Raw genomic sequence first — 16,247 nt, forward strand, 5'->3', positions numbered from 1 at the left:
TGCGTCAGCCGCGGGAAGCACCACACGGGGACCACCGCCCTCCACAACCGGGGACTCCCGCCCCCTCACCTCACGACGCGCACCCCAGCTTTTCCTTGACGGCATCGACGAAGCTTTCGTGCAGAACCCGCGCGGGCAGGAGATCGGCTTCGGCGTACTCGAGCGCCTTCCGCTCGTGCTCGTCGTGGTCCTGGGGTTCGCTTTCGGCATGCGACATCTGTACCAGGTATTCCGCACCGCCGCAGGTGATGAATTCGGTTTGGAAACCCTCCGATTCATTCGCCCGGGAATTCCGGTGGTGAGCTATCAGCTGATCGTTCCCGTTCACCGCGAAGGCTGCCAGAGCGTACTTCCTGTCCGATTCGCTCTCACGGGTCAGCACGCAGCTCCAACCGTCCTCGTAGTTCCCGACCACACTCTGACGAAGCTCTCCCCGACTCGCCTGGTCACGAGTCACGCCGAAGCCCGACAGGCCGCACTGGCCTTCAACGGGGACTTCTTCGTGGACTGGAGCCCCGGGAACCTCATCCGCGAGTTCGAAACCTTCCTCGTCACACCCTTTCTCCTGGGCCAAGTTCTTCGCATAGCTCATCAGCACCTCGGCCATGCGGCGGCGCTTGTCGTCCCGCCCCCACTGCCCATGTCGCGGGTTCTGAAGCTCCAACTGCACCTGAATCGGCTTGTTCCCCATTTTGAAATCATCGGAACATTTCTGCGGAAGCCAAACTTCGGCTCTCCGACCTTCCGTCCAGCCATTCAGACCGGAACCAAGCGGAGAGGCGTCCACGTACCATCCGGGAGTCACCGGTTCACTCCTAAAGGGACCAAAGTCCCAGGCAACGAACACCTCGAACTCGGCAATGCCCCCTTCGGACTGCCAAACAGGGCAGCGCGATATCATCCCACGCCGCCCGGGAGAATCGCTTCCACTCTCCCCCGGGCCGTCGACCAGCTCTTTCCGAGAGGATTCGTATTCTCCTTCGGGATCGATCGACAGAGGGGATATCGCTTCCTTCGTCAGGAGACCGTCGCAGATCGCCTGACCGCCCCCGGACTCCTCCCCTCCCGACTTCCAATGGAAGACCACGGCGGTAGACAGCAGAAGCGTCAGACTTGAAGCAATGGCAAATCGAACAGTTTTCCTCATTCCGCGCTTCTCCTCCGCGCCGCCCGTCACGACCTGTCCCCCATGGCTCCCTCGGCGTCCCCCAGAGCCATGGAGTACTCACTTCCGGCATCATTCATGATCGTCGACTGGAACGCCTTCTCGGGCGATGCCAGGTCCTCCTCCGAGATTCCCACCTGCTCCGCCCGAATGTGCAGCATTTCCTCCAGTCGGGGATACCCTTCCCTTCTGTAAGCAGAAATAAGGTCTTCCGTCGTCTTGTTGGAGACCTCGTTGTTGAGCTGTTCCGCATATTGCCCGGTCCCGACGTCGACAAGGCGCTGGAGAGCGTCTCCGAATACAGGCACAGCGGTGACCGGCGTACCTATCGTATGGTACGCGTATATTTTCCCCCAATTATTCTGGGAGATTTCGTCGTCTCGCTGCGAGCCCAGGACATCGGCGCGTATGTAATCCAGGGACCCCATGACTTGGCCGCTCACCTGCGCCACTGCCCGAGCTCTGTCGGTCCCCTCCATCAGGTCTTCCCTGCCCAGGTCGTGAATTTCACCGGCGACCATCTTCACCTGGGAGTCGTGAATGGTGCGGAAGGCTCCACCGTCTTCTGCGACGCCACGAACAAACTGCAACATGTGCTGTCGCTTGACATCGACATCGTTCGGTTCAGACGACAGGGAATCGCGGGTGAAGTCCCCGTTCTTGCCGAGGATGTCATGGACGTCGTTCGGATAGTAGGCGAGCGCGTTCGCCATGTTCCGGCGGATGTTCTCGGGTATGGCCGTCTTGTCGACGGCCGCAGCCTCCGCATACGACTTGACCACCGACTCCAGGACGCGAACCTCCGCCTCGGAGTGATGCGTGGGGTTCTTTCCCCGGGGCTCCTCACCGGGGACATGGCCGGTCATGGCCGCCTCCAGAGCCGCGCCGAAGCCCACGCGGCTGTCCGAGTCGGCCTTGTCGGGGCCGGTCACCTCGACCTTGCGCCACTCGGAGGTGTTGACGACGTCCCAGTCGCGGTCCCGCTGGAGGTACTTGAGCCGGTCCTCACCGGCCTCGGACGCGGGATCGAAGTAGGCGGTGGCGGTGGCCGGGTCCTTGCTCATGATGCCGAGGACGCCGTCGTAGGGATCGTTGGCGAACCAACTGTTCCGGTCCGGCGAGAAGGTCCCGTCCTCCTCCTTCGTGCCGGCGAACCCTCCGTCGAGGTCCCAGATGTCGGGGTCGCCTCCCTTGTCGGGGTCCTCGGCCGCGCGGATGTCGTCGGCGAGGTCGTGCAGGAACTCCCGGTCGTAGCCGTCGCCGTTCTGCATCAGGGTGACCAGGCTCTGGTACCCCCTCACCTGCCGGCCACTGTGCTCTCCCCCGACGACCTCGGCGTCGTACGTCTCGACACCGGCTTCCCGCAGCTGCTCGCGCCACGTGTCGTAGAACCTCTCGTCGGCGGCCTTGTCCTTGCCGTCGACGGTCGTGGCGGTGGCGACGACGTTGGCCAGGTGCCGGTCCAGGCCCAGGTAGTGCTTCTTCTGTCCCGTGTCCTCGTAGTACGCGCGGTCGGTCAGCTCGTTGTGCGTGCGGATGACGCCGTCGGGGCCGCCCAGGGCGGTGATGAAGGTGCGGCTGAACTCCTGGTCGGACTCGTTCTCCCGCATCAGGAGATCCAGTTCCTCCCGTTCCTCGCGGGAGAGTTTCTCGCCCCTTTCGACCTTGCTGTACAGCTCCTCGGCGCGTGCGGCGTTCGCCGCGCCCGCGTCGTCCTCGAGGGCACCGTTGAAGCCGTCCAGCAGTCCCCTGTTGCCGTCGTCGGGATCGGCCGCGAGAGCCAGGCGGAAGTTCTCGTCGGCGTCCTGGACGGCTTTGACCGCGTCGCGGATCTTCTTCGTCCAGCGTTCCTCGAGTTCCTCCCGGGCGGCCGGGTCCTCGCGGTAGGTCTCGGCCTTGGCCTCATCCAGCCTGTCGAGGTTCAGGGTGCAGCGTCCGGTGCCGGGGTTGACGTCCATGCCGGCCTCGACGGCCTGGTCCCGCGCTTCGAGCACTTTCCCGCGTCGGTCGGTGAGCGTGCTGTGCGCTTCTTCCAGCAGTGCGCCGACCGCCTGTGCCTCGTCCCGTGCCCCGGCGTACTCCTCCAGCGTGATCTGGGCCTGGCTCTTGAACGTGGTGGCCGATTCCCCTTGCCAGCCATCGGCTTCCACCGCGGCCTTGACGTGGTCGCGGTAGTTGTCGTGCAGATCGCCGAACCGTTTCCCCATCTTCTTCCAGTCGGACGCCGCCTTGTCGAGGCCCGACAGATCGGTGTTGACGATCGTCTCGTAGTCCACCGCCATGGTGATCCCCCGCCGTTCTTTCAGAAGTCCGAGATCGGGCTCTTCGCCGTCGGGCGGTCGGCGCCGGGGCTCGGCGTCGGTCCGGGACCGGGCACGTAGTCGAGCAGGGCGCTGCGGTAGAGGGGCGAGACGCCGTTGAACGACGCCTTGGTGTCGTCCTCGTTGGTTCGGAAGAGGGTGTCGGTCCGTCGGAGGCCCGCGAGTTCCGCGTCCAGCCGGCCCGTCAGCCGCTTGACGTTCCGCTGCCACTTGCCCAGGCGGTGGGAGAGTCCCTTCTGCACCTCCCAGCCGTTCAGCCTGCCCACGGTGCAGGCGGTGGCGCTCACCCCTCCCGTGAGGGCCTCGCTCTCGTCGTCGGCGATGACGCCCGCCTTCCTCGTCTCCGGGCCCAGGTGCTCCTCGATGTACTCGACGGCCTTCTTCTTCTGCGCCTCGGAGTGCGCCAGGTCGCCGCCGGGCCCTTGACCGCCGCCCGGAGGGGCCGATTCGTTCAGCCGCGTACGCGTGGACCGTTGGTCTTCAAAGGTCATGATCCCCCGTTCTCTCCGTCCGTCACCGTGTCGGTCCCGGCCGGTCCGCCGCCTCGTTCCCCACGCGGGTGCGGAAGGGCGGACAGGAACCCCGTGGTCGCCGTGAGCCGACCGTCGAATTGTAGTGACCAACCGTCACGGGCCCCGTGTCGAGTGGATGTCGTACGGGGGTCGGACGGGTGGCGTCGGTCCGGAAGTCGCCCTCGGGCAGCGTCCCGCCGGTCCTCTCTCCGGGAGGTGTGTCCATCGGGGCCGTCACACCGCCGCCGGGAGTCCCGTCCGCCTCGGTGTGGGGAGCGTCCTCCGGGTCGCGTGTCCCTCCCCGGCGGCCCGTCGCCGAGTACCGCGCGGAGTTCCCGCTCCGGGAGCGCCCCGCGCGCGCTGTGCTCGGCCTCGTCCGGTTCGCCCCCGGCCTCGTTCCGCGCACCTCCCGGATGGGGATGACGCCACCGAAACGGCCCGGTCGCCCCGTGGTTCCCACCGGCGGCCCCCGGTCCGACGACCGTGCGTGGACGCCGGGGCGGGAGGCCACCCGAAGAGTGGACTAGACCTTTCCCGGCAGTCACGGGAGACTGTCCCCGTGACTCCTCGGCTGAACGACACCCCGTACGTCGTCGCCCTCGACGTGGGCGGCACCGGTATGAAGGCCGCCCTCGTGGGCGCCGACCACGCGCCGCTCCACCGGGCGCGCCGCCCCACCGGACGGGACGAGGGGCCCGACGCGGTGGTGGACAACGTCCTCTCCTTCGTCACCGAGCTGCGCGAGACGGGCCTGCGGCGGTACGGCGCCGAGCCCGCGGCCGTGGGCATCGCCGTCCCCGGGATCGTCGACGACGCGACGGGCACGGCCGTCTACTCCGCCAACCTCGACTGGCGGGACGTGCCGCTGCGCGACCTGCTCGCCAAGCGGCTGGACGCCCCCGGCACCCCGATCGCCCTGGGCCACGACGTGCGCACCGGCGGACTCGCCGAGGGCCGGATCGGAGCCGGCGCGGGCACGGACCGCTTCCTGTTCGTGGCGCTGGGCACCGGCGTCGCCGGGGCCATCGGCATCGACGGCCGGGTGGAGCCCGGCGCCCACGGCGGCGCCGGCGAGATCGGGCACATCACCGTGCGCCCCGACGGCCCCGAGTGCGGCTGCGGGCGACGCGGCTGCCTGGAGGTGTTCGCCTCCGCCGCCGCCGTCGGCCGGGCCTGGGCCGCCGCGTGCGGCGATCCGGCGGCGACGGCCGCCGACGCCGCCGAGGCCGTCACCGCCGGCGACCCGCGGGCGCTCGCCGTCTGGCGCGACGCCCTCGACGCTCTCGCCGAGGGCCTGGTCACCGCCATCACCCTGGTGGACCCCCGGGTGCTGATCGTCGGCGGCGGTCTCGCCGAGGCGGGCGAGACGCTCCTCGCGCCGTTGCGCGAGGCCGTGCGCGCCCGGGTCACCTTCCAGCAGCTCCCCACCATCGTTCCGGCGGCCCTGGGGGACGCCGCCGGGTGCCTGGGCGCGGGCCTCCTCGCCTGGGACCTACTCTCCGCGGAGGTTTCGAGCCGATGACGCCGACCACGACACCGACCACGACACCGACCACACGGCCCACCCGGCGCGCAGTGCTGACCGGTGCCAGGGTGGTACTGCCGGACGGCGTGGCCGAGGACGGTCGGGTGACCGTCGAGGGCGGCCGGATCGCCGAGGACGTCCCCGGCGAGGCGGGCACCCTCGACCTGTCGGGCCACTGGGTCGTGCCCGGCTTCGTCGACATACACGTCCACGGCGGTGGCGGCGCGTCCTTCTCCGCGGGCAGCGCCGAGGAGGCGCTGGAGGTCGTGGCCACCCACCGGGCGCACGGCACCACCACGATGGTCGCCTCCACCGTGACCGGCGATCTGGACGACCTGGCCCGGCAGGCGGCCGTGCTGTCGGAGTTGGTGGAGCAGGGCGATCTGGCGGGCGTCCACTTCGAGGGGCCGTTCATCGCCCGCAGCCGCTGCGGCGCCCACGACCCGGCCCTGCTGCGCGATCCGGACCCGGCCGACGTGCGCAAGCTGGTGGAGGCGGCGCGCGGCACGGCCCGCATGGTGACGTTGGCGCCGGAGCTGCCCGGTGGTCTGGAGTCGGTGCGGATGCTCGCCGACAGCGGGGTGATCGCGGCCGTCGGCCACACCGACGCCGATTACGAGGCCACGGTCCGGGCCGTGGCGGCGGGCGCGACGGTCGCCACGCACCTGTTCAACGCGATGCCCACGCTGCTGCACCGCACGCCCGGCCCGGTGGCCGCGCTGCTGGAGGACGAGCGGGTCACCGTCGAGCTGATCAACGACGGCACCCATCTGCACCCGGCCGTCCTGGAGCTGGCCTTCGCCCGCGCGGGCGCGGACCGGGTCGCCTTCGTCACCGACGCCATGGGAGCGGCCGGGATGGGCGACGGCGTCTACCCGCTCGGCCCGCTCCAGGTGCGGGTCACCGACGGGGTCGCCCGGCTGGTGGAGGGCGGTTCGATCGCGGGCTCCACGCTCACCCTGGACACCGCGCTGCGGCGTGCGGTGACGGTGGACGGCCTGCCGGTGGCGGACGCGGTGCGGGCGCTGACGGCCACCCCGGCGCGGATGCTGGGGGTCGCCGACCGGGTGGGCGGCATCGAACCGGGCAAGGACGCGGACCTGGTGGTGCTGGACGGCGACTACCGGGTGGTGGGCGTGATGCGCAAGGGGGCGTGGGTGGTCGCTCCCCCGACCGCCGCAGCCACCGCAACCACCGCAGCCGCCGGAGCCGTCGGAAGGCCCGGGGTGTCCGAGTCGTCCGGGGCCGCCTGATCTCGTTCCGGTCTCGTTCGCACATCGAGCGGGGGCGGTGGGCCCGAACCCCTGGGCCGGCCGCCTCCGCTTTGGCATGATCGCTCGCGCGGCCGACCCGCCCGCGTCACCGTGGGCACCACAGGACGTTCACGTGCCGCCGTTGGGAGGTGGAAAGACCGGATGATCCTGACCGTCACGCTCAACGCGGCGTTGGACATCACCTACCGCGTGCCCCGTGTGGAGCCCCACGCCTCCCACCGGGTGCGGGAGGTCGTCGAGAAACCGGGCGGCAAGGGCCTGAACGTGTCCCGGGTACTGGCCGCGCTGGGCCACGAGACGTTGGTGACCGGCTTCGCCGGCGGACCGTCGGGCGAACGGCTGCGGGCGCTGCTGGCGGAGGTGACGGAGGAGGGACCGGTCGGGGACGCGCTCGTTCCCGTCGGCGGGAACACCCGCCGCACCGTCGGGGTCGTGGACGGGGGCGGCGGCGCCACCCTGTTCAACGAGCCGGGGCCGCTGATCGCCCCCGCCGAGTGGGACCGCTTCCTGAGCACCTACGACGACCTCCTGCGCGACGCCACCGCCGTCGCGCTCTGCGGCAGTCTGCCGCCCGGCGTGCCCGTGGGCGCGTACGGGACGCTGGTGCGCGCCGCGCGCGCCGCCGGAGTACCGGTGCTGCTGGACACCAGCGGGGAGCCGCTGCTGCGCGGGCTCGCCGCCCGGCCGGACGCCGTCAAGCCCAACGCCGAGGAACTGGCCGGGATAACGGGCACCACCGAGCCGCTGCGGGCGGCGGAACTGGTGCGGCGGCGCGGGGCGCACGCGGTGGTGGCCTCGCTGGGGGCCGACGGCCTGCTGGCGCTCACTCCGGACGGCTCCTGGCGCGTCGAGCCGCCCCGACGGCTGTCCGGGAACCCGACGGGCGCGGGCGACTCGGTGGTGGCCGCGCTGCTGGCCGGACTGGTCGAGGAGCTGCCCTGGCCGGAGCGGCTGGCCCGGGCCGCCGCCCTGTCGGCGGCGACGGTACGGGCGCCGGCCGCGGGCGAGTTCGACCGGGCGGCCTACGAGGAGTTGCTGCCCGAGGTGCGGGTCGCCGCACGGTTGGTGGCGGCCTGAGGCGGGCCACGGCCGCCGCCGCGGCGGCCCGGCGGGACGCGGCGGCCCACCGGCGACGGTACGGCCGCCGGACACATCCCCGAGGAGAGCGCGCCGGGCACCGGGGCGCCGGGGGAACGCGACGTCGAGGGAGCGATCGGCATGCCACTGGTGGGGACCGGGGAACTCGTCGCGCGGGCGCGCGCGGCCGGGCACGGCGTCGCGGCGTTCAACGTGATCACGTTGGAGCACGCCGAGGCGATCGCCGCCGGCGCGGAGGCCGCGGGCACCGGTGCGGTCCTCCAGATCTCCGAGAACGCCGTGCGGTTCCACGGCGGCCGGCTCGGCCCGCCGGCCGCCGCGGCGGCGGCCGTGGCCCGCGCCTCCGACGCGCCGCTGGCCCTGCACCTGGACCACGTGGAGAGCACCGAGCTGCTGCGGGCCGCTCCCGACGCGGGCTTCGGTTCGGTGATGTTCGACGCCTCGAAGCTGCCCTACGCCGGGAACGTCGAGGCCACCGCCGAGGCCGTCCGCTTCGGCCACCGGCACGGGATGTGGGTGGAGGCCGAGCTGGGGCGCGTCGGCGGCAAGCCCGGCGACCCGGCACCGGAGCGCGGCACGCTCGACGCGCACGCCCCCGGGGTCCGTACCGATCCGGACGAGGCACGGGCGTACGTCGCCGCCACGGGTGTGGACGCGCTCGCCGTCGCGGTGGGCAGCTCCCACGCGATGACCGAGCGGACCGCCGTCCTCGACCACGACCTCATCGGCGAGCTACGGCGGGCCGTCCCCGTGCCGCTGGTGCTGCACGGCTCGTCCGGGGTGCCGGACGGGGAGCTGCGGCGGGCGGTCGCCTCCGGCATGGTCAAGATCAATGTGGGGACGGCGCTGAACACCGCCTTCACCGGCGCCGTCCGCGCCCTCCTGGAGCGGGATCCCTCGGCCGTCGATCCCCGCCGGTACCTGACACCGGCGCGGGAGGCGATGGCGGAGACGGTGGCTTCCTTCCTGCGGGTGGTCTCCCGCTGAGGGCGGCCCGGCCCCGCGGCCGCCGGCCCGCGTCCCGCGCCGCGCCACCGTCCGTGCCGCGCCGCGTCAGCCGCTGCTGCTGACGTGCCCCTTCTCCAGCCACACCTGGTCGAGGACGAAGCCGCACTGGTTGCCCTGCTCGCAGGAGATCTTGACGCTGTTGGTGCCCTTCTCCAGGTCGACCCAGGCGTAGGTGCGGGTCCAGCCCTTCTCCCACTCGCCCTCGCCCGCCTTGGCGAAGTTCTTCATGTTCAGCGGATCCTGGCGGGGCTCGCCGTTGACCGTGAGCGTGGAGTTGGCGTCCTTGCCGGGCACGCCGTAGCCGACGAACAGCGTGTACTTGCCGGCCTCCGGCACCTCGAAGGACCAGCTCACCCCGGCTCCGGGGTTGTCCAGGCCCGTGACGTACGAACCGTTCCTGGCGCGGGACCCCTTGATCTCCGCGGTCGCGGGCACGGACGCGCCGCCCTCCAGGCGAAGGCTGACGGCCTCCTCCTCGGGCAGGGGCGCCGGGGCCTTGTCGCTGCTGTCGGACCCCTCGGTCTCGCCCTCGTCCTCCCCGGTGTCACCGCCGCTCTCCTCGGCGGTGGGGGACGGGGCGGTGCCCGCCTGGTTGCCTCCGGTGTCGTCGTCGCTGAAGACGACCGCGGCGCCCACCCCGAGGATCACGGCCACGACGACCGCGATGGCGCCGATGAGCAGACCGTTGTGGCTGCGACCACCGCGCCCCCGCCCACCGGGCCCGCCCGGTCCGGCGGCGGCCTCGCGCCGTGCGGCGGCCCGGCCGCCGGGGACGGTCTCGGGGGCCGCGTAGTACGCGTTCGGCTGCTGGTGGGCAGCCTGCGGGGGCGGTGGCTGCTGGGGCTGTCGGCCCTGCTGGACCCCGCCGTACCGACGCTGGCCCACCGCGCGGACCTGGTGGTACGAGGTGCGGGGAACGCCGGGTTGCTGTGTCGCCGCGTCACCAGCACCACCGTCCGTACCGTCCTCGGAACGGTAGAGGTAGGCGAACGGGTCGTCGTTCTCCGGCGTGCCCGAGCCGTTGTTACCGGCGGTCATTCCGTGCGCTCCTCCATCACAGGTGCCTGCCCGGCGCAGCCTACCCCTTTCGGGGTAAAGGTCGTGGCGCTCTTGACCCCCGAACCGCGTCGGGCGAGGAATCTCACCCGACGCGGCGGTGGGCCCTCGCACGCGATCGCTTCTCGACGTACATCCGCTGGTCGGCCGAGTGCAACACCTCTTCGGCCGTCATGCCGCACCCGGCCCAGCCGATGCCGAAGCTGGCGCCCACCCGGACCGCGCGGCCCCCCACCCGGATGGGGGGAATGATCGCGTTGCGCAGGCGTACGGCCAGGTCGGAGGCGTCTTCCCGGCCCAGTCCGTCGGCCAGTACGACGAACTCGTCACCACCGAGGCGCGCGACGGTGTCATTGTCGCGAACGCCACTCGCCAGCCGGCGCGCCACCTCGATCAGCACCGCGTCCCCGCAGTGGTGACCGAAGCGGTCGTTGATCGACTTGAAACCGTCCAGGTCGCAGAAGAGGACCGCCAATCCCTTCTCCGAGGGACTGTCGCCCGACGGCGGAACGATGTGCACGTGGTGGTCGCACCCGCCGACCGGCTCCGGGAAGGCGTCCCCGAAGCCCGGGTCGAAGCCGGGGTCGAAACCGGGGCCGGGGCCGGGGGCGGCCGCCACGCCGGGCCCCATCTGCGCCGCGTCGGACAGGGGCGCCGGCTTGTCGCACAACCGGGCACTGAGCCGGGCGCGCAGCTCGGCGCTGTTGGGCAGACCGGTGAGGGCGTCGTGGCTGGCGCGGTGGGCGAGCTGGAGCTCGTGCCGCTTGCGTTCCTCGATGTCCTCGACGTGGGTGAGCAGCAGACGAGGGCCGTCGGTGGCGTCGGCCACCACGGAGTTGCGCAGGGACACCCAGACGTAGGAGCCGTCGCGCCGCCCCAGCCGCAGCTCGGCCCGGCCGCCCTCGGCGGAGGTGCGCATCAGGGTGGCCAGGTCCTCGGGATGGACGAGGTCGGAGAAGCAGTAGCGCCGCAGGGCCGACGCCGGGCGGTCCAGCAGCCTGCACAGCGCGTCGTTGGTGCGCACCAGCCGGCCGTTCTGGTCACCGTCCAGTTCGGTGATCGCCATGCCGCTGGGCGCGTACTCGAACGCCTGTCGGAAGCTCTCCTCGCTCGCGCGCAGAGCCTGCTGCTCGCGCTCCAGCCGGACCAGCGCGCGTTGCATGTTCGCCCGCAAACGCGCGTTGCCGATCGCGATGCCGGCCTGGAAGGCGTACATCTGGAGCGCTTCGCGCCCCCACGCGCCGGGGCGCCGTCCGTTGCGCGGCTTGTCGACGGATATCACGCCCAACAGATCCCCGTCGGAGGAGTACATCGGCGCCAGGAGGATGTCCATCGGGTGCCACTCGTCGGGGTACCGCGGCGCCGGGCCGGCGGTGTGCCACTGCGGCACGTCGTCGTCGAGCAGGATCCACGCCTCGGTGTGCGGGATGAAGCGCAGCTCGCCCCAGCGCTCCCCCATGGCCAGCCTGCGCTCCCAGGCCGCACGGGAACCCGTACGGCCCGCCATCATGGCCTCCGCGCCCTCGCTGCCGGCGACCGCGGCCACCACGAGGTCCCCGTCGGGCTTGACGAGGTTGACCGCGGCCAGCTCGAAGTCCATGCCCTTGACGAGGCCGTCGGCCACCGTCTGCAGGGTGTCCGCCAGACTGCGGGCGGTGTTCAGCTCCGCCATGGACCGGTGGAGCTTGCGCAGGGTGGCGAGGCGCACATAGGGCTCCGACTCGGCTTCCATCCGCCCTCCCCCTGAGACTCGAACGAGCGACTCCAGATGATTCGGGTTTTGACTTTCTCCGCCTCTGCCAGCCACTGAATCACAGCGAGCTGCCCAGTCGGTACACAGGGTCAACAATTGGAGTCCTGTGTGACTCAAGTCACAACGGAGCGTGGGCGAACGATTGCGGTGCGTCGGGGCGCCCCACCCTGCTCCACACCCGTACCGAACGCAAATTCCGGCTCTGACCTGCGGAACGTTCAGCCAATGTACCTAGGCCCGGCCTGGTCCCGAGGGCCGATGCGACTGCGCCGGGACACCGTCTAGCGTGCGGTGTGTGCACCCGACACCCCAGCAACAGATGTCCCAGAACGCCCCCGTATCGCAGCAGGGCCCCGACGCCCCTCATCCTGGAGGGGTGAGCGAGGAGGAGTTCCGTGCCGCCATGGCTCGGTTGGCCGCGGGAGTGGTGCTCGTGACCGCGTACGACCCGGAGGACGGGCCGCGCGGCGAGGACGTCGGCATGACCGCCACCTCCTTCCTCTCCGTCTCGCTGGACCCGCCCCTGGTCCTGGTGAGCGTCCGCGCGGACTCCCGGATGGACGAACTGCTGGAACGACAGCCGCTGTGGGCGGTGTCCGTCCTCACCGAGGGCCAGCGGCACATCGCGGGGCGCTTCTCCATGCGCGGCCGCGTCAGCGACCGTCTCCTCTTCCAGGACATGGCCTGCACCCGCGGCGAAAGCTCCGGCGCCCCCCTGGTCGACGGCGCGCTGGCCACGGTGGAGTGCCGCACCGAACAGCGCGTGAGCGCCGGCGACCACACCCTGGTGATCGGCCGGGTCCTGGCCACCACGCTGCCGACGGGCGCGGAGAACGGGCCACTGGCGTACTTCCGGGGACGCTACCGGCGCCTGGCCTGAGGACGCGACGGACACAACGGACGCGACGGGCCGCTTCCACACCCCGTGCGCCCACCCCCTCCGAGGCCGCCCGAGCCGTGGCCGAACGCCCACCACCACCCCGTGAGTTGACACCGGTGGGGTCTACACTGCCGTACACGACCATGGCACAACGTGACGACTGAACCGGGGGGACGGGGGACACGGCGTGACAGGCGGACGTGACGTGGGCGGCGGCAAGGACCTCTCCTACGAGGCCGAATCGCTCGCCTCGTTCAAGAGGCGCATCGACGAGATCCTGGGCGAGCTGCCGAGCTCCCCCGCCTCCCACCAGCACATCAGCGACCAGGACATCACCCCGGACGCGTACGGAACGGGCTTCAGCGCCGCGGCGGACCTGTCGTCGCTCTACGACAGGGTCCACACCCGACTGCAGGACCTCTCCCGGCTCTTCGGCGAACAGCTGGAGGCGCTGGGCATCGCCACCCAGATCGTCGACAGGGGCTACCAGAACCTGGAGACCGACCAGGCGCAGCGCTTCCAGACCATCCAGGAACGGGTGGAGGAGTACAGCCAGAGCCGGCACGGCGACGGCAACAGTCAGGACATCGAGGCCGGGCAGACCGACAAGGCCAACGAGAACGTCTCGGACTACCGCTAAGGGGGGCAGGAAGGATCATGGGAGAGTTCGAGGACAAGTCCCTCGGCGCGCTCCGCGCGATGATCGCGAACGCCAACCCCGGTGTGCTCACCTCCAGGGGCGAGGCGCTCGCCAAGGCGAGCACCGACCTGGACGGCATCGGCAGCGAGTTGCGCACGTACGTCGACCGCGTGGAGTGGAAGGGCGAGGCCGCCGAGGCGTTCCGCGAGTGGGGGCAGCACTTCGCGCTGGAGACCATGCGGTTCGCCGTGTACGTCCGCACCCTGGGACAGCACATGGTGGACGCCGGGCAGGCCCTCACCGAGACCAAGGCCGCCATCCCGAACCCGGAGATGTGCTACGCCGACCCGGAGAAGGACAAGGCCCGCCGGGAGGCGGAGGAGAAGCAGCGCCAAGAGGCGATCAACCAGATGAACCGGTTGTCGTCGTACTACCGGGCGGCCGGGGAGAACCTGCGGGGCGCGGAGGAACCGACCTTCAAGCCGCTGCCGAACCCTGGCTATCGAAGTGAGCCCGGCGGAACTACCTCGAACTCGGCGGCAGGAGCCGGGACGGGAGGAATCTCACCTCACCCGGTCCAGGGAGCCAACATCCCAGCAACCAGTGGTGGGGCTTCCTCCCACGGCGTAACGGAGACGTCCCCTGGCCCTGCCGTTGACCGCCCTGCCCTCGCGAGCAACCGTCCCCCGGCCACAACGATCGACTCTGCTGCTCCACTTCCTACCACCGAGGCTCGGCCGCAAGTCACTACCCCGTCTGCCTCACAGCACTCCACTGGACCGTCGACCATGCCTGTGACACCAGTACCGAGTGCCAATCCAGCACAGCGAGTCGACCGAACACCCTCGTCCACCCGTACTCCCATCAGCGGCCGCCCACCCGTCGGCGGAGGAGGCGGCATCCCACCGCAGGGCACCGTAAACAAGAACATTACGGGTGGCACTCCTCGCCAGCCCTCTCCTCTCACGGCCGGCCCTGGCAGCACGAACCCGCGCGGAGGAACCGTCCCCGGCGGGGAACGCACCTCGATGGGGCGGCCTATAACTGCTTCGCCCGGGGGGATGGGCGGTAGCAACCCCGCCGACAGGGGCGTGTTCCCGGGACGCCCCATGGCTTCCCAACCAGGCATTACCGCAGGACCCCAACGTACCGGCAGCGGTCGCGTGCCCACGGCGTTCACTCCCGGTGGCACCGGCCTGGTCCGGGGAGGTGGCACCACCTCCGGCATGGCAGCACGGCCGGCCAACAGCAGCCCTCCCCCGAAGGACCGCCGAAGCGGCACCGACCGCCCCGACTACCTCGCCGAAGACGAGGAGACCTGGGCGACGGGGCAGCGGAACGTGGTACCGCCGGTCATCGACTGACTCCCGAGGAAGTGCACAGCTTCATGCGAACCCAAGCCCTCCCCCCACAGAGGCGCGCGCAGACCGTGGTGGCGCTACTGACGGCCATACTCGCGTCTCTGGGCCTGTTCTCACCTCCTGCCGCCGCAGAGATCAGGCCGGACCAACAGTGGTACCTCGACGCCATGGAAGCGCCGGAACTGTGGAAGGTCACCAAGGGGGAAGGCGTCACCGTCGCCGTCATCGACTCCGGAGTCAAACCAGTGCCCGGCCTGGAAGACCGCCTGCTCCCAGGGAAAAGCTTCAGCCCAGCAGCGTCCGACCCCCACGAAGACACAGACGGCCACGGGACAGAAATGGCTTCCCTGATCGCTGGATCAGGGACAGCGGGAAGCCTTCAGGGACTGGCACCCGAGGCAAAGATCCTCCCTCTCCGCACACACCAATCGTTCTCCTTCTCCGTCTCTTGGAGCAAGAGGATCGCCGAAGCCATCCGATACGCAGTCGACAACGGCGCAAAAGTAATCAATGTGTCACAGGGGAAAAGAAGCCTCAGCGAAGACGAGTTCACCAGAATTCAAAATGCAGTGAACTATGCCAATAGGCAAGGTGCTCTCATCTTCGCTGCGTCCGGAAACGACGGCCGCCGGGTAGAGAAGGACGACTACCCGGCAGTACTTCCCGGCGTCGTCGCCGTGGGTGCGGTGGACGAGACCGGTACCGTGGCCGACTTCTCCAACTACGGCCCCCACCTGGTTCTCTCCGCTCCCGGCGACCCCGGCGGGACGAGTGTGGCAACCGCCCTCACCTCCGCAACTGCCGCGCTCATCTGGTCCAAGCACCCCGACTGGACCAACCACCAGGTCCTGCGCGTGATGGTCGAGACAGCCGGCCGTTCCGAAAAAAGCAACGAGCCGAGCATGTACCTCGGTTACGGAACGCTCCGTCCCGGCCAAGTCATTATCGACGGCAAGGGCGACCCCGGCCCGGCCGACAAGAGCCCGGTCTTCTCCGAGTACTTCGCCTCCCTCGAAGCCTCCCAGTCCCCCTCCCCCGAATCCGGTTCCGCCGACGATAAGAACCAGACCGACCAGCGAAGCCAGGAAGAGCAGGAGCAGTCGCCTTCAGGCTCCGGCGAGGACCAGAACACCGCACAGGCCGACAACGACGGGCCCCCATGGACGGCCATCGGCATCGGCGCCGCCGTACTCGCCCTCGCCGCCACCGTCACCATCGTCGCCGTACGACGACGGAACCAGGCACGGCAACAACTCCGGTACTGAGCCCGAGCCGAGGGAACCGAGGGAGCCGAGGGAGCGGAGCGGAGAAGGGCTATCCCCAGTCGCGGCCGGAACGGCCGCGCTTGATGTCGGAGCGGTGCTTCTTGTTCCGCAGCCGCCGCTCGTTGATCCCGCGCGGAACCTTGCCCTTCCGACGCGGACGCGGCGGTGGGACTTCGGCAAACAAGGGAATGTTCCCAGGACGTCCCGTGGCCCACAACCAGGGGCCACGGCGGGGCCTTCACGCCCCGGCATGGCAGCACGGCCGGCCAACAGCAGCCCTCCCCCGAAGGGCCGCCGAAGCGGCACCGACCGCCCCGACTACCTCGCCGAGGACGAGGAGACCTGGGCGACGGGGCAGCGGAACGTGGTACCGCCGGTCATCGACTGAC

Annotated in this window: 14 protein-coding genes and 1 pseudogene; 9 read left to right on the forward strand and 6 right to left on the reverse strand. The window is 70.5% G+C overall.

Annotated features, from left to right (window positions below):
• Positions 1 to 70: 70 nt before the first annotated feature.
• Genes F0L17_RS10945 through F0L17_RS10955 form a run of 3 tightly spaced genes read right to left on the reverse strand, consistent with a single transcriptional unit; the run spans position 71 to position 3,977 of the window.
• Positions 71 to 1,147: a hypothetical protein gene (locus F0L17_RS10945; RefSeq protein ID WP_155070927.1), complete on the reverse strand. Its 1,077-nt coding sequence runs from the start codon at positions 1,145 to 1,147 to the stop codon at positions 71 to 73.
• 26 nt (positions 1,148 to 1,173) lie between these two features.
• Complete coding sequence (locus tag F0L17_RS10950; protein WP_155070928.1) at positions 1,174 to 3,447, reverse strand: hypothetical protein; 2,274 nt, start codon at positions 3,445 to 3,447, stop codon at positions 1,174 to 1,176.
• A 20-nt stretch (positions 3,448 to 3,467) separates the two neighbouring features.
• The gene (locus F0L17_RS10955; protein WP_155070929.1) at positions 3,468 to 3,977 is read right to left on the reverse strand and encodes a hypothetical protein; all 510 of its coding nucleotides are present in this window, start codon (positions 3,975 to 3,977) and stop codon (positions 3,468 to 3,470) included.
• Between the two features lie 640 nt (positions 3,978 to 4,617).
• Between F0L17_RS10955 and F0L17_RS10960 the strand changes: the two genes are divergently transcribed.
• From F0L17_RS10960 to F0L17_RS10975, 4 genes are all read left to right on the forward strand, one after another.
• Positions 4,618 to 5,520, forward strand: a complete 903-nt coding sequence (locus F0L17_RS10960; RefSeq protein WP_238420483.1) for an ROK family protein — start codon at positions 4,618 to 4,620, stop codon at positions 5,518 to 5,520.
• Complete coding sequence (gene nagA / locus F0L17_RS10965) at positions 5,517 to 6,776, forward strand: N-acetylglucosamine-6-phosphate deacetylase (RefSeq protein ID WP_155070930.1); 1,260 nt, start codon at positions 5,517 to 5,519, stop codon at positions 6,774 to 6,776. The genes F0L17_RS10960 and nagA overlap by 4 nt, the downstream gene beginning before the upstream one ends.
• A 162-nt stretch (positions 6,777 to 6,938) precedes the next feature.
• Positions 6,939 to 7,874: a 1-phosphofructokinase family hexose kinase gene (locus F0L17_RS10970; RefSeq protein WP_155070931.1), complete on the forward strand. Its 936-nt coding sequence runs from the start codon at positions 6,939 to 6,941 to the stop codon at positions 7,872 to 7,874.
• Between the two features lie 141 nt (positions 7,875 to 8,015).
• Positions 8,016 to 8,882 (forward strand): class II fructose-bisphosphate aldolase, encoded by an 867-nt coding sequence (locus tag F0L17_RS10975; RefSeq protein WP_155070932.1) that lies wholly within the window; start codon positions 8,016 to 8,018, stop codon positions 8,880 to 8,882.
• A gap of 66 nt (positions 8,883 to 8,948) precedes the next feature.
• On the opposite strand, the gene F0L17_RS10980 is transcribed toward F0L17_RS10975, so the two are convergent.
• Together F0L17_RS10980 and cdgB are read right to left on the reverse strand one after the other, a co-directional pair.
• Complete coding sequence (locus tag F0L17_RS10980) at positions 8,949 to 9,941, reverse strand: carbohydrate-binding protein (RefSeq protein ID WP_155070933.1); 993 nt, start codon at positions 9,939 to 9,941, stop codon at positions 8,949 to 8,951.
• A gap of 103 nt (positions 9,942 to 10,044) precedes the next feature.
• Positions 10,045 to 11,691 (reverse strand): diguanylate cyclase CdgB, encoded by a 1,647-nt coding sequence (gene cdgB / locus F0L17_RS10985; RefSeq protein ID WP_155070934.1) that lies wholly within the window; start codon positions 11,689 to 11,691, stop codon positions 10,045 to 10,047.
• Between the two features lie 340 nt (positions 11,692 to 12,031).
• On the opposite strand from cdgB, the gene F0L17_RS10990 reads away from it, so the two are divergent.
• From F0L17_RS10990 to F0L17_RS11005, 4 genes are all read left to right on the forward strand, one after another.
• Positions 12,032 to 12,592 (forward strand): flavin reductase family protein, encoded by a 561-nt coding sequence (locus F0L17_RS10990; RefSeq protein ID WP_155073477.1) that lies wholly within the window; start codon positions 12,032 to 12,034, stop codon positions 12,590 to 12,592.
• Positions 12,593 to 12,779: 187 nt separating this feature from the next.
• Positions 12,780 to 13,232 carry a hypothetical protein gene (locus tag F0L17_RS10995; RefSeq protein ID WP_155070935.1) on the forward strand — a complete coding sequence of 151 codons (453 nt, stop codon included), beginning with the start codon at positions 12,780 to 12,782 and terminating at the stop codon, positions 13,230 to 13,232.
• A gap of 1,226 nt (positions 13,233 to 14,458) precedes the next feature.
• A complete protein-coding gene (locus F0L17_RS11000) occupies positions 14,459 to 14,596 on the forward strand; it encodes a hypothetical protein (protein ID WP_155070936.1) in 138 nt (45 codons plus the stop codon).
• 65 nt (positions 14,597 to 14,661) lie between these two features.
• The gene (locus tag F0L17_RS11005; RefSeq protein WP_162466056.1) at positions 14,662 to 15,858 is read left to right on the forward strand and encodes a S8 family serine peptidase; all 1,197 of its coding nucleotides are present in this window, start codon (positions 14,662 to 14,664) and stop codon (positions 15,856 to 15,858) included.
• A 49-nt stretch (positions 15,859 to 15,907) separates the two neighbouring features.
• On the opposite strand, the pseudogene F0L17_RS11010 reads toward F0L17_RS11005, so the two are convergent.
• Positions 15,908 to 16,036 (reverse strand): annotated as a pseudogene (locus tag F0L17_RS11010) (aminoacyl-tRNA hydrolase); the annotation flags it as partial.
• 72 nt (positions 16,037 to 16,108) lie between these two features.
• Here F0L17_RS11010 and F0L17_RS11015 point away from each other — a divergent pair.
• Positions 16,109 to 16,246 (forward strand): hypothetical protein, encoded by a 138-nt coding sequence (locus F0L17_RS11015; RefSeq protein ID WP_155070938.1) that lies wholly within the window; start codon positions 16,109 to 16,111, stop codon positions 16,244 to 16,246.
• Position 16,247 lies beyond the last annotated feature (1 nt).

The organism is Streptomyces taklimakanensis, from assembly GCF_009709575.1.
Taxonomy (GTDB): domain Bacteria; phylum Actinomycetota; class Actinomycetes; order Streptomycetales; family Streptomycetaceae; genus Streptomyces; species Streptomyces taklimakanensis.

Excerpts from the sequence above, each read along its gene's own strand:
- F0L17_RS10945 (WP_155070927.1), bottom strand. The coding sequence starts at position 1,147 with ATGAGGAAAACTGTTCGATTTGCCATTGCTTCAAGTCTGACGCTTCTG.
- F0L17_RS10950 (WP_155070928.1), bottom strand. The coding sequence starts at position 3,447 with ATGGCGGTGGACTACGAGACGATCGTCAACACCGATCTGTCGGGCCTC.
- F0L17_RS10955 (WP_155070929.1), bottom strand. The coding sequence starts at position 3,977 with ATGACCTTTGAAGACCAACGGTCCACGCGTACGCGGCTGAACGAATCG.
- F0L17_RS10960 (WP_238420483.1), top strand. The coding sequence starts at position 4,618 with ATGAAGGCCGCCCTCGTGGGCGCCGACCACGCGCCGCTCCACCGGGCG.
- nagA (WP_155070930.1), top strand. The coding sequence starts at position 5,517 with ATGACGCCGACCACGACACCGACCACGACACCGACCACACGGCCCACC.
- F0L17_RS10970 (WP_155070931.1), top strand. The coding sequence starts at position 6,939 with ATGATCCTGACCGTCACGCTCAACGCGGCGTTGGACATCACCTACCGC.
- F0L17_RS10975 (WP_155070932.1), top strand. The coding sequence starts at position 8,016 with ATGCCACTGGTGGGGACCGGGGAACTCGTCGCGCGGGCGCGCGCGGCC.
- F0L17_RS10980 (WP_155070933.1), bottom strand. The coding sequence starts at position 9,941 with ATGACCGCCGGTAACAACGGCTCGGGCACGCCGGAGAACGACGACCCG.
- cdgB (WP_155070934.1), bottom strand. The coding sequence starts at position 11,691 with ATGGAAGCCGAGTCGGAGCCCTATGTGCGCCTCGCCACCCTGCGCAAG.
- F0L17_RS10990 (WP_155073477.1), top strand. The coding sequence starts at position 12,032 with ATGTCCCAGAACGCCCCCGTATCGCAGCAGGGCCCCGACGCCCCTCAT.
- F0L17_RS11000 (WP_155070936.1), top strand. The coding sequence starts at position 14,459 with ATGGCAGCACGGCCGGCCAACAGCAGCCCTCCCCCGAAGGACCGCCGA.
- F0L17_RS11015 (WP_155070938.1), top strand. The coding sequence starts at position 16,109 with ATGGCAGCACGGCCGGCCAACAGCAGCCCTCCCCCGAAGGGCCGCCGA.